Below are 13,256 nucleotides of genomic sequence, written 5' to 3' on the forward strand. Positions count from 1 at the left end.
TAAAAATTGGTCCATAAATTGGTCCATGGCAAGATACCTACTTACCGACGCTGAACTGCGATCTATGACACCGGGAACCTACCATGATGGCCGTGGGCTTTACTGTCTCATTCGATCCAAGACTTCGGCATCGTGGCACCTCCGGTTCACGGTTAAAAGGCGCAAAGACCTCGGGCGACAAAAAATGGGACTTGGTCCCTACCCAACAATTTCTCTGGCCCGCGCCAGAGAAATTGCAGATGAGTACCGCAGCGTCGCCGCCGAAGGCATAGACCCACGAGAACACCGGCACAAAGCCACTCGCCGCGGTCTAACAATCGAGCAAGCGATAACAGAATTGTTCGAAAAGAAGCGCCATGCACTCAAAGGAGGTGGGACTGCAGGGCGTTGGTGGTCTCCTGTGGCGAACCATATCCTACCTGAGGTTGGCGACGTCGGTGTCGCCGATATTTCAGTGCAGATGATCATTGATCGTCTCGGCTCAGTATATACAACGAAGCCAAGCACGGGTGACAAAGTGTTCACCCGTTTGAAAATGGCGCTCGACTATGCGTCAGCGCAAGACGACAGGGTTGACCCAACAATTGTCGAGCGGGCGAAGGTGCAACTTCCACGCAAGAAACCCGATAGGAAGCGTCAAGATGATGGGCACCATCCGGCTCTCCACTGGAACGATGCCCCCAAGCTTTGGGCATCGCTTGGTTCAGATGTCTTGGATACAGCTCTCGCCTTCTACCTATTAACGCTCCCTCGAGTGTCAAACATTAGTGCGATGACATGGGCGCAGGTGGATCTTAAGGAGGCGATTTGGGTGATCCCACCCGAGAACATGAAAACTGGGCTGCCGTTTGATGCTCCGCTAACGCAACCAGCACTCGAACTGCTCCGCCGCGCGCGCTCGTTTTCTCTCAAGGACTCTGGCGATCTCGTTTTCCCCAACCCTAATGGGCGAAAGACCCGACAGTACCACGTCAATTTCCTGAACAATCGCCTGCAGCGCGACGAGTGGGCGAGCACAAAACCGGGATGCCTTGCGGTTGCGCATGGCCTACGAACTACTTTCAGGACATACCTTGGCGAGCATGAGATATGTGACAATCGCATGGCAGAGATGTCTATCCAACACGAAGTGAGAGCTAAGCAAGAAATTCCGTACAACCGAGCGCGGCTTTTGCGCCAAAGGAGAGTCATTTTAGAGAAATGGTCGGATTGGCTCCTTTCAGCGAAACGCCGACAGGAAGCTCATCTTCGGAAAATGTCTTCGATTGCGGAAACTCAGACTGGACGCACCGTTGAGGACGTCGAAAAGTGGGCAAGAGGTGAACCTGAAGATAAAGGGTCAGAAGACGACCTGAGGCATATGAGTCGCGATGAATTCATACGCCGGTCTCGTTTTGATGGACTTGAAGACCTGAAATAAATCCAACCCCCGAAATAGCTGACCCGTTTTGACCGCTGGATTTGGTCAGGAGTGCGATCCGTGGTATAATTATGGGGCAGGACCAACACCGGGGGTGGATGGTGCTGTACGCCGGGGGCGTTCTCTGAAATTCCTATAAATAGAAAGAAAGCTCATGCTAACCGCATCTCGTATTGCGGCTGCGACAGAGGTTTCTCTGGGGCGCATCTACCGTGCTCTATCGAAGCCATTCCCGTTGCCGTTCATCCTTGCCCCAGCCCCAAAGAAAGGGGGCGCTTGCGAACGCCTATATACAATTGGAGTCGTCTTGCCTCGCATCAAAGAGGCCTTCAGCCCCACGCCAGAACAAATCAAAAAACTCTTCCAAGCAGGAGGATACAATGTCTGATCTTGCGGCTATCCAGAACATAATCGCAGCCCTGACTCCGCAGCAAGTCAAACGGTTGGATGCAATCCACACTCAGGTGAAGGTTGAGCTGGCCCGCAACTTCGGTGACCGTCTGGCTCCAATCATGACCGATGTGCTTGTACAAGAAAACACCACGCATCCGGACGTCCTCGCGGAGTTGGAAGGCATCAGGGAAAGCCTGCCGCAAACACCAACTGAATGGCGTTCCCTTGTTCAGACCCTCGTGCGGAACAACGATTTGGCGCAGCGGAACATCTCGTTCTCTGACGAAGCCGCAAGGGCCGAAATCCGAGCTGACGAACTGACCAAGCTCCGTCCGGATCAACGTGTGAGTTTGAGCCGGTCCGGCAAACTTGACGCCTTTCTCGACGCGCGCGTCGCTGAGTTGCTGGAGGCGGGGCTATGATGGAGTTCACGCACATCGAGCAGTCTCGTGCGCATCTGGCGCTATGCCGAGCGCTGGGCGTCACGGATGTCAAACAAAATGCTAGAGAGAGGGCACGTCACAGCTATGCGCATTGGGCCTCTCATGATCCGACCATGCTTCGCGAGGCAGGATTGCTGGCAACGGCTTTGGCGGAATATGCCCAGCGCTCTGAATTCTGTTTCCTTATGTCAGATTTGGCGGTTGCTGCAGACAACCTTGAGATGGCACAGTGCGCTGCGGAACTGATAGGGGCTGCAGATATTGGTCGAGGTGTTTGGAGCACTGCGCCCGATAAGAATGCGCCACGCACCTCGATCCCTCCGACCCTTTTGCGGGACTATCTAGAGGACTGGGCCTGCCACCTTCCATTTGATGAAGAACATGCGATCTGAAGTCGAACGTGTACTATGAGACTATGTTTTGACGTGGGTCTTTCACGGACTTCGGCTCTCGGAGGCGCTCACATTGTGCCGCAAGGGCCGCTTTCATTAGGAAGAATTTGGACAGATTGTCGCACTTGGAGGCCTGCAAAGTCCGAAAATTAAATCTCCGAATGTCCGAATTTGTCTCGGTAAAATTCGGGCGACTATCACCCGTTGAGACTTCTGGTGGTGAATGTCCGAATTTGTTTTTTCGAATGTCCGAAATGCTTTATTTTCGGACATTTAGGGGCGTTTGACCTGCAAAGAAGAATAGTCATATGAATGCTCATCAACCCATACTCGGGTTGGTGGAAACGCCCATCTGTTGTGTGGGCAACAATGAAACCGGGCACCAATAAAATGTGATCCGCCTAATTCAGAAACAGTGTTTCTGATGCCGGGAGAGATGTGTCCAGCGCTCAGATAGAGCGCGTAGCTAAGGAGAAATAAAATGAGTGTATTTTTGACTGAGCTTGAACAAAGCAAACTCCACGCAGCAATGGCAGACGTCCTAGGGGCGTCAGACGAACTTTGCAGCCCGTTGTATACAAGGCGTGGGGCGTTGGCTGAGGTTGTTTCCAACCACACTATTCTATTGCAGGCCTACTTGAACACTGCGTTCGAAGTGGAGGCTATGATTGAGGTCATCGTAGACATGGCCGCAGAACACCCTGATTGGTTGGTCCTGCCTAAAGATACGGTGGATGGTTTGTATCGAGAACGAACCGGTTTGAAAGTTGAGCTGCTGATGCGACTGAATGGTTTTGTACATCGGGGCGATTTCTACACGGACTATCATGGTGAGAACATCTCCGAGACAACGCTCGTTCCCGGCGAAATTGTGTGGGATGCATTTGAGCAGGTTGAATTCTTCGACAAGCAAGAGCAGGTGGCGGTGCTAGCCGGAAGGCTAGGCCACGACATCCTCGAGCCGATTGGAGGTGTTGTATGAAACACAATGCAACCGAGGTAGTGACCCAAGAAGACACCGGCGCAGTTAAACAATCGGCAAAGTCGTCAAGCAAAAAGAAGGCCAAGCCGCTGATCCCCTTCGACCAGTTGCCCATCAAGGGTGGGTTTGGCACGCCTTCGCGTCGTAATCCATATCACACTGCGCGTGGCGAAGCCGCCCGTGCTGACGCACGCAATCGCCCGCACGGCAAATACCTGAAAGATGCAGCACACATCTTGTTAAAAGCTGGCATTTCGCGTGACTACAAAGACCCCAAATACCACGGATCTTCAGAACACAATGCTTATACGCTGGCAGCGGCGATGTACTACGCCGAGTGCGGTCTTTATGCGATCGACTGTCACGGGTTGGACAACAACGGATATCCTACTTTTTCGACGGGCAAGGGTATCAAACACCCGCGGGGTGCGGGGTGGCCAGACGAGGCGACGACAGACCGTGACAAGCTAATTGCGCGCTGGTCCGGAGATGGTGAGTACCCCGCCGACAAGGAGGGCATCATTCGCAAGTATGCGGCAGTCGAGATGCCGCGAAATGTCGGGCTAACGTTTCCACCGGGTTGCGGGATGTTCGTTTTGGACGAAGACGGTGAAACAGGGATGCAGTCTGTTCGCGATCTAGAGGCCAAGCACGGCAAATTGCCGAAAACTTGGACGTCGGTCAGTGGGTCTGGAGGACAGCACCGAATTTTCAGGGCAAGAGCGCAAATCCACAATAGTAGTAACGAAATTGGCCCCAAGATCGACATCCGTGGGAAGAATGGCTGTATCGTAGCCGCTCCTTCCGTACACCCAAGCCTCGGGTATTATCAGTGGGCAGAAGGCTGCGCACCGGGAGAGATTGATTGCGCGGATGCTCCTGAATGGTTGGTTGCAGCGGCGCTGGAAGCTTCAAAGCAGACACAGGCGAAGACAGAGCACGGGCGACGTCTCCGTCCAGAAGGGCAAGCGCAGTCGAAAGTGTGTGAACCGAAAGAACCGAGTGGCAACAGTCGCGGCTTTGAGGCACATCTTTCCAATATCGGGGACCACGCCGGGGGCAAGGGGTTCAATGCCCCGATCTACAGCGCGGCATGCTCATGGTTCAGCGCGCACGGAGCCGACGCAGATGATTCCGAGCTTCTGACTCTGCTACGGGAAGCGATTGCCACTGCGAAACGTGGTAAAGATCGGAGGCAAGCAACGAAGTACGATACTGAATCTTATCTTTTGGAGCAGATTGAGAATGCGCGGCGCTGGTTCGCGGAGGTTCAGGAACAAGCGACGGCTTTCGAGTCCTTGTGGGAAGATGCCTGCGAGGCTGAAGGCGAAGAAGACACCGGCCCTGCTGACGCAGGCCAAGAACCCGCGTCAGCGGGGGAGTTCGAGTCAACCAAGGATTGGTTGCCGGATCGATACCGCCGCTTAGGCGATAAGATGTATCGCAAGGTCCCAAAATCCGAAATGGATGCGTGGGCAAAAGCTTGCGAGGAAGCAAAAGAAAACGGCAACGATGAACCGAAACAGCCTGAACCCGTTGAAATCTGCGGTGCGTTTGATGTTGTCGGACGTTCGTCGAACGCCGATGGCACAGAGGGTGCGGGGCGTGTCATTTCGTTTGAAGGTGAGAACGGGAAACGGGTCGAGGTGACGCTATCTCTTGCGGAAATTCGCAGTGACCCGAAGGCGGTTTTCGACGTCCTGTCTGATCGTGGGTTGTGGTTGCCGGTCGGGAAGAACGCGAAAATCAATCTACAGATGCTGTTGAACACCATCACTCCGAAACGGCAGATTCCCATCATCGAGTCGCCGGGGTGGGTTCGAAATGAACATGGTGAAGTTATCGGGTACATGCTGCCGACCGGCGAATACATGACGAATGACGGTGTAGGGCAGATGCGTCTGGCTGAGGGTGCCCGCTTCGAGGTGGTGAAACCACGCGGTGACGTGGATAAGTTCACGGCGGCAGCGGTCGAGAGTTTCAAGTACACCGAAACGAACTTCTATTGGCCGCTTGGTCTTGCGGCTGGATTTGCAGGACCGCTCCTAGGTATCCTGAAAGAGCGGTCTTGCGGGATCGTTTATTCTGGGCATTCGACGCTGGGAAAATCGCTAGGGCAGGAACTGGGGGCGTCCGTGTTCGGTTCGCCTGAGGAAGGCGATGGCGGTTTTCACAGCGCGAAAACGACCACAAACGCAATCGAGGACCTGTGTGTGATCACGACGCACACTACGTTCATGTTCGATGAAATCGGTGCATTTCAGGACAAAAAACACTTGGAGACGGTTCTTTTCGGAATGGCTGTCGGTGTCTCCAAAGCTCGCAAGAAAGACCGCAATATTGGACTGGCCCAGCGGGTCAAGTTCAACCCGTTCGTTGTGATGTCGTCTGAATTCGGAATCAAGCAAGAGATCGAGTCCGGCGGCGGCAAGTATCGCGACGGCCTGGTCGCACGGTTTCCAGACATCGACGTGGGCAACGACGGGGTGCATGTCTCGAAAGACAAACGGAGCATCCTTGAGGCCGTGCGGTACAACTATGGACATGCTGGGCCGGTGATGGTCCGTTACATGATCGATTCCGGCATCGCATTTGATCGCCAGAAGCTTGCCGACGAGGTGGATGCCATCATCTCGGAGCTTTCAGAGGGGAAACCCCCGGTGATCGAACGCGCCGCAAAACCCTTCGCAATCGTTTTCCGGGGGGGGCAGATCGCGGCTGACGCCGGGGTCTTGGGTGATCCTGACAGAGCTAAGACCGCAATAAAACAGGCTGTATTGAAGGCATGGGACGTGTTCTCTAACTCGGATGAGGCCAGCGCGGCGTCTGGTGGCGGTGCGTTGCTGGATGCAGTCCTTTCAAAAATGAACGGGATGTGGGATCGGACGATTATCAAGGCCGGTGAAGTTCTGACGAACGAAGAGACGGGCAAGGAAACTATCGTCGGGAGCGCCGCAGGCGATGAGGCACGAGGAACGCCAATTGGATGGTACGATGATGAATTCATTTATCTGGACTACAACCGAATTGCTAAGCCCGCTGAAGTCTTTGGCGTGAACATTAAGCGCCCCGACCTTGTTAACGTGTTCGGGAAGGCTGTGGTTCCCAAGTCAACGCGGGAAACGCCACAGAGCAGACTCCCGGCTCATGTCGCACAGGCGGCGGGGGGTGATGGCAGGGCCATTCGGAACCTGAAACTGAAACGCGCCGAGTTGGGTATGTGATCGCACAGTGTTCCACAGAGATAGGAATTCCCCGCCGTCAGGCGGGGTTTTTCGTTCAGTCGTTACGCGATTGGGCGACATGAGCGACAGTTGGGCGACACGATTGGGCGACGTTTGTGCTATAAGAATAGGGGATGGGCGACACTGGGCGACAATTTAGAGAAAAAAGATAGTCGACTCTCTCCACGCTGCGCTGTGCCCACAACTTCGCAGGTGATCCACACCCCGATAGAAACCGAGAATGTCGCCCAGTGTCGCCCACCCCTTGTTTGTAAGGGTCTTGTGTCGCTCAACCCGTTAGAATTTGTCGCCCAGCGTGTCGCCCACGTCGCCTCGCTTATTGAAGCGGCACTTTTGGTCTTTCCAGCAGAGGCCTCAAAGTCGCCCCCAGCGCCTGAACACCTGCCGTTTTGCAATATACAAACCTTAACATTTCCGAAAAACCAAGTTTTTAAGGCGAAATCATCGATTTCCGAATGCAAGGACTCGGTTCACATGTGCAAGTTTACGTGAATGGGCTTGTCGACATTTTGTTTATCCCGAACCTGTGTATTTTTTCGATCAATTGACGTCGAAGGCCGGAATTAGCACATCCGGAAAACTGTGGATTGGCCCTCTCGGCAACATTAACAAATGTGATTTTACGTGTCGTAGAATGACACGAACTTAGGAAGGAACCTGCCCCTGTGCAAACGCTGGAGGCAAGTTAATGAGTGATTTTAAGGCGATGGAACAGGTGGTGATTTCCGCAACTTTGCGGTCGGCAGGGGTGCTGGATTCACGTACGGATTTCGGTAAGGCCCTCATTCTTGAAGAGGCTACAAAGAAGGACGCGCTGAAGTCCAGTCGTACCGGGCCTTTGTTGAGAGACGCTGCCAAGGCAAAGTTCGAATTGGTAGAACGAGGGATTTTTCTCCCCGCAAAGTTATCTGGAAATGGAAGATGGATCCTGTTTTTCAACAACTCCATTTCGCCGGAGGGTGCTCAAAATGTAACCTACCGCGATTTCTGTGAAAAGAAGTCTGCTTCAACTTCGGCCAAGGACAACGGAGAAGCCTTTCACGCTGACGTTCGCAGGATGGCAGTGACGGCAATGCAGACTGTTACTTATGCAAACGGACAATCAGTGCTTCGAGCCGTGAAAGCAAAAGACACCGACATGACAAGCGAAGAGTTAGAGGCAAACATCCTCTTTCTCATGATCGGCCAGAAAATGCGGTGCAAGCTGACCGGTACCGATTTCGCATTGGGTAAATCGAACAAGTACCTAAAGCCGAGTCTAGACCGCATCGATTCATCTCGAGGATATGTGAAAGGAAATCTCCAAATTTTAACGCGACTCGCGAATTTCACAAAATCAGCAAGTGACGCCGATGACTGGGAGGAAAAGGTTTTGGCAATGTGTGCAATGGTGGATGCAATGAGAGGATAACCGCTACAAAGTGGCTAGATTGCGTTCCTTCAAGGCTACCGAGACGGTTGTCTTTTCTACCAGACTGCTTGCAAGGTGCGGGTGCAAACACAAAAATGCTGAACCAAGAGCGGCGGAAAAAAGAATGCGCGGATCCAAATCCGAAAGGCACCACTGGTGGCCAGAATGCGTTTCGAAACACTGGATGGATGATACGGGGGTAGTTCACTGGGTTTTACCTGACGGAACTGAAAGGCATGCCCCCCCGAAGAACTTTGGAGTGATAGGCAACGGGCATTTCATCAAACTCGCTTCAAAGCCCGGTGAGACAACGGTCTGGGATACCAACTTCGAAAGCGTGTTTCAGCAAGCCGACCAGAACTTTCCATTTGTTATTGAACAGCTTCAGGGCTTTGCATTTGATGATCGTCGCGGGTTTTCGAGACGTGAAAGATTTGTCCATCAAGACTGTAGCGATGAATTCTTTAGTCAGCTTGTCGAGGGAATAGTCTCGCTGGCGGTCCGCAGCCCGAAGACGCGAGAGGCCGCAGTCAGTCTTGCCGAGAAGCTCCGAGGGCCGCTGCCCGAACGCGAACGAAATTCCCTGATCGGAGCCAACTTGCGCCATATGCATGATGAAGCCGTAAAACAGTTCGGGGCGCGAGGTATAGCGGTTGTAATTCAATCCGCTAAAAATGAGTTTATCTATGGAGACGGCTTCTACCACAATCTCACTTCACCCGCTAACCCACCCAACTTGCCGCGTATACTGGTGCCGATCACGCCAGAAATCGCTGTTTTGTACGCGATCCCTTTACAATACTCTCCTCAGAAACGACTTTCGACACTGGTTATCGATCAGGCAGAAACAAAGTCACTAAATGACGTCTTGCAGATTTATGCTCGCCAAGCCCTTTTTTACCGGTCTGAGAAGCCGACAGTAATCAATGAATTTAACGGTGGAGAACATCTGAGGTTTGCAAATTCAAACAATCTTGTCGAAGAGATAGTATGCGATGCGCCGGGCGTTGCCCCAATGAATACGCAACTTGTGGATTTGCAACCTCATACGAAACAGACTGATCCTTCGGTTAAACCAGCCTCTCTCCTCAGTGATTTGGTCAAGAGAATCCCGCGTTTACGTCGCTGAGACGCCTTCCAATTCAATGGACCATCGCCAGCACAAATTTAGTGCGTCTCGAGAGCTTTGAGTGAATTTTCCTGTTTAACATTGACACAGGCCTGCGTCAGCAGGCCTTACCTTACCACAGGGCAACATACCCAGATGCTTTTTAATGTCACCACACGCCCATCGCAGAGACCTGTTTAGTGTGACACGAAAAAGGTTCACATGTAAAATTGCACCTTCACGCCATCAACGAGGTCATCAAAGTTGAGCAATTCGATGTCCCGGTAATCGGCAGCAATAGATCGCCATTGCTCCGGTTCAAAGTCTGCTCTTCTACCAACAACAAGATAGCGGCGCGGTTTGTGGACTTTGAATCCATACTGATCTTCGAACCAAGTTCGGTTGTTCGGGTCATCAAAAAACTCCGAATAAACACGGGTTTGTGCGATGTAACTCTGTAGCCAAGCACCAAATGTTTCCCGATTTTCTCGCCCAACGACCAGAGACTTTCCAATCTCGGGTAACTTGAACTCCACAATGTCCGCGTAGCCGTTGGTGTTAACGACGAAGAAGTCAGGCTTAATGTCCTTTCGGTCTTCGCTTTGCCATTTACACAGCGCCTCAGCTTCAATTTCCTGCGCTCCAAATCGCATTGTAAGAATGAACTTATGTCGATCCTCCGCGAGAAACTGGGTAATCTGCGGTTCGGTTGTTTCACTATTTCCCCATAATTCCACGAAGTCGTTGATTAGGGGTAATTTTTGGTACTTGTAGTCGCTGGGGAGAGAGAGGTGTACTTCCGTATCGTTTTCGGCAAGATCACCCCAATAATGTACAGGAATGCCCATTTCATCGGTCTCTCCGTCTCCTTCGGTAAACTCAATTGGGAAAAAGTCGATCCATTGGATTCGACGTGTTATGAGACCGCTCTCGTTGGCGTCAAAGAACTTGGCGTTTACGAGGCGGCAGAATTGCCCAGCCGTGGGTTCGGGTAGATTCCAGTTGAACCCAAAAACGGCGTCCTGCGCTGAGTGGTTCCAATTAAGTTCATGTAGCTTTTCCCAACCGGCCTGCGATGCAAGAACCAAATCCTCCGAATAGGGTGGTAGCGGCAAAGCAACGTCCATGGTTGATCCGAGGTTGAAGCCGACAATCTGCTCAAGAAGGTTAGTTTCCTTCGGCGAGAAATCGAATGCCGTAAGGTTTATTGCATATTCACCGGTTGGTTCGTTCTCTAACTCCGAACCGAGGTACTCAACAGCGATGTGAGTGCGTCCAAAATATATAACCAAGTTGTCGTGGTATTGCAGAAACGATGGGACTTTGCTCTTCAACTCTGGATTGGCTTTCAGCTTCTCATGAAACGGCTTCCAGTAGTACTCAGCGAACTGCTCCAAGAAGGCACGCGCCATCTGGTTTACATCAGCCAACGGTGCATCACCCATTTCTTTTGTCCTTTGAATGCTACTGAGAGATTACACCGTAACGAAAACGCAATGTCGTTGGAATGTGTTTCAGTATCAATAGGGACGTCCCCAGATGGACAGTGAGACATGCCTGAGAATGGTATCAAAAAGACTGGCGAATCACCCTATTGATACAGTATCATATCTTCTAAAGGCATATGATACGGAGGCGCGAAAGATGGAAAAATGGGGATACGTTAGGGTTTCTGTAGATCGCGACACTCAAGCCGCTGGATGGGAGGATCAGATCGCGACGCTCAAAACGCTGGGTGTTGATGACGCGCACATGAACATGGAAGAGGCAAGCACTCGCGGCACACGCCCAGTATTCGAGAACATGCTTGCCAAAGCAAACAGGGAGGCCACGCCCGAGCGCCGTATCTGTATTTGCGCTTCCAAGATGGATCGTGCTTTTCGGGACCTCGCCGCCGCTGACGCGGCGATCTCCAACCCGACAAACCCAAATGTCATCTGGCTCCTGCCTGACTTATCCAAGAACCCGCTGGATCCGAATGACCCGACGCAAATGCTTTTGGTTCGTATGATGGGAGCGGTTGCCCAGTTTGAACGTGATAGATTGGCAGAACGCCGAGCCTACGGGATCGCCAAGGCTAAGAAAGATGGAAAGTACAAGGGTCGTAAGCCCACAGCACGGGCGAAGGCGCCTGAAGTCCTAAAACTCAAAGAGCGTGGCTTCAGACCAGACGAAATCGCGAAGCAGCTTGAGATTGGACGTGCGTCTGTTTTCCGGATTCTCAGGGAGCATCGGGACGCTGAGAAAAGTGTCAATATGTAGACGCAGGACCCCCTTGTCCCGAATAACAGCCTTGCGGACACCTATATAGTATACAAAGTAACGAGGGGACCCTTGACAGGGTACGCCTTGCTTTTAATTGCCTCCATCCGCTACTGACCGGAAATGCAAGTGCAAGATATGGATTTTTTCAGTGCACCGATTAGTTGTTGGTGGTCAAATCTTCAGCGACACTTCGAAACTGCTCTAGAGCGGCCTCAAGATTCTCTACGATCTCACCGGCAATAACATCAGGCTCCGGCAAGCTGTCGATATCCTCAAGGCTGTCATCTTTCAGCCAGAAGATGTCTAGGTTCAACTTGTCTCGTGCGACGAGTTCATCATAGGTAAACCGGCGAAACCGTTCCGTCTCTACTCGGCTTTTATAGCTCGCGATGAAGTCGTCTAGATCGGAGCGGACCAATTTCTTGGTCTTCAGAGTCTTGTGGATATTCGTCCGGTAGTCATAGACCCATAACTCGCGTGTCTGGGCTTCGCGCGATGCAGCCTTCTTATCGAAGAACAGTACATTCGCCTTCACGCCGGGACTGTACCAGATGCCCGTTGGTAGCCTCAGCAGGGTGTGGAAGTTGAATCCTTCCAGCAAGCGCTTGCGGATACCTTCACCGGCACGACCGGCCTCAAACAGCACATTGTCGGGCAAAACGACACCAGCACGACCGTTCGTGTCCATGATCGTCATAATGTGCTGAAGGAAGTTGAACTGCTTGTTCGAGGTCGTGAACTTGAAATCCTCGCGCTCGTAGTTCTCGCGTTCGGTCACGACTTGCCCATCTTCACCGACAACGGTGTAGCTCGACTTCTTGCCGAACGGCGGGTTGGTCAACACTACATCGAATCTTTTGCCGGGGTCCCCCGCGAGCGCGTCCCCCTGATGCACGGGGCTGCTGTCGTTCCCAACGCCGTGCAAGTAGAGGTTCATCGCCGCCAATCGGACAACTTCGTCAACGATGTCCACACCGTCGAACGTAGCTTCGCGCAGAGTCTTCAGCTTGTCGCGGTCTTGGCTCTGCCCTTTCATGTGGTCGTACGCTGTCAAAAGAAAACCGCCAGTTCCACAGGCCGGATCGCACAACGTATCGCCGATCTGCGGATCGACGCAATCGACTATCGCTTCGATGATCGGGCGTGGCGTGAAGTATTGACCGGCTCCGGATTTCACCTCGGAGGCGTTCTTTTCAAGCAGTCCCTCGTAAATCTCGCCCTTCACGTCGACGCCAATCCCGATCCACGGGCCTTCGTTGTCGATCAGAGAAACCACACGGGTCAGCTTCGCTGGGTCACTCAGCTTGTTCTGAGATTTGCGGAAGATCGTACCGATCAGCCCGCTCGCCTTGGCTAGGTTTTCCAGCGTGTGGCGATACTGAAGCTCCAACTCATCGCCGGTCTTGCCGGACAGTTTCGTCCAGTTCCATTCAGGTGGAACAGCCGACGCCTCGCCAAGAAGGTCGACGCGCTCCTGATCCATCTTCAAGAACAGAAGGTAGGTGATCTGTTCGATATAGTCGCCATAGGAAATGCCTTGATCGCGCAGCACATGCGCATAGTTCCAGACTTTCGCGACCAGTTGTTCGTTCGTCAT

The 13,256-nt window shown here is 52.6% G+C and carries 10 protein-coding genes; 8 read left to right on the top strand and 2 right to left on the bottom strand.

Going from position 1 to position 13,256, the window contains the following annotated elements; genetic code table 11:
- The first annotated feature begins 25 nt into the window (after positions 1-25).
- From JQ863_RS07305 to JQ863_RS07335, 7 genes are all read left to right on the top strand, one after another.
- Entirely contained in the window at positions 26-1,420 is a 1,395-nt protein-coding gene (locus JQ863_RS07305) for a tyrosine-type recombinase/integrase (RefSeq protein WP_275411515.1), read from the top strand.
- 380 nt (positions 1,421-1,800) lie between these two features.
- The gene (locus JQ863_RS07310) at positions 1,801-2,235 is read left to right on the top strand and encodes a hypothetical protein (protein WP_204113636.1); all 435 of its coding nucleotides are present in this window, start codon (positions 1,801-1,803) and stop codon (positions 2,233-2,235) included.
- Complete coding sequence (locus JQ863_RS07315) at positions 2,232-2,648, top strand: hypothetical protein (RefSeq protein WP_204113637.1); 417 nt, start codon at positions 2,232-2,234, stop codon at positions 2,646-2,648. The genes JQ863_RS07310 and JQ863_RS07315 overlap by 4 nt, the downstream gene beginning before the upstream one ends.
- Before the next feature lie 481 nt (positions 2,649-3,129).
- Positions 3,130-3,630 carry a hypothetical protein gene (locus JQ863_RS07320; protein WP_204113638.1) on the top strand — a complete coding sequence of 167 codons (501 nt, stop codon included), beginning with the start codon at positions 3,130-3,132 and terminating at the stop codon, positions 3,628-3,630.
- A complete protein-coding gene (locus tag JQ863_RS07325; RefSeq protein ID WP_204113639.1) occupies positions 3,627-6,854 on the top strand; it encodes a bifunctional DNA primase/polymerase in 3,228 nt (1,075 codons plus the stop codon). The genes JQ863_RS07320 and JQ863_RS07325 overlap by 4 nt, the downstream gene beginning before the upstream one ends.
- A gap of 709 nt (positions 6,855-7,563) precedes the next feature.
- A complete protein-coding gene (locus tag JQ863_RS07330) occupies positions 7,564-8,286 on the top strand; it encodes a hypothetical protein (RefSeq protein WP_204113640.1) in 723 nt (240 codons plus the stop codon).
- Between the two features lie 184 nt (positions 8,287-8,470).
- Positions 8,471-9,415, top strand: coding sequence for a hypothetical protein (locus JQ863_RS07335; protein ID WP_204113641.1), 945 nt, complete (start codon positions 8,471-8,473; stop codon positions 9,413-9,415).
- Positions 9,416-9,612: 197 nt separating this feature from the next.
- Here the strand turns inward: JQ863_RS07335 and JQ863_RS07340 are convergent, their stop codons facing one another.
- Positions 9,613-10,839 (bottom strand): Shedu anti-phage system protein SduA domain-containing protein, encoded by a 1,227-nt coding sequence (locus JQ863_RS07340; protein ID WP_204113642.1) that lies wholly within the window; start codon positions 10,837-10,839, stop codon positions 9,613-9,615.
- 199 nt (positions 10,840-11,038) lie between these two features.
- On the opposite strand from JQ863_RS07340, the gene JQ863_RS07345 reads away from it, so the two are divergent.
- Entirely contained in the window at positions 11,039-11,656 is a 618-nt protein-coding gene (locus JQ863_RS07345) for a recombinase family protein (protein WP_204113643.1), read from the top strand.
- 160 nt (positions 11,657-11,816) lie between these two features.
- Here the strand turns inward: JQ863_RS07345 and JQ863_RS07350 are convergent, their stop codons facing one another.
- A complete protein-coding gene (locus JQ863_RS07350) occupies positions 11,817-13,256 on the bottom strand; it encodes a class I SAM-dependent DNA methyltransferase (RefSeq protein ID WP_204113644.1) in 1,440 nt (479 codons plus the stop codon).

This window comes from Shimia biformata, from assembly GCF_016888515.1.
GTDB classification, from domain to species: Bacteria; Pseudomonadota; Alphaproteobacteria; order Rhodobacterales; family Rhodobacteraceae; genus Shimia_A; species Shimia_A biformata.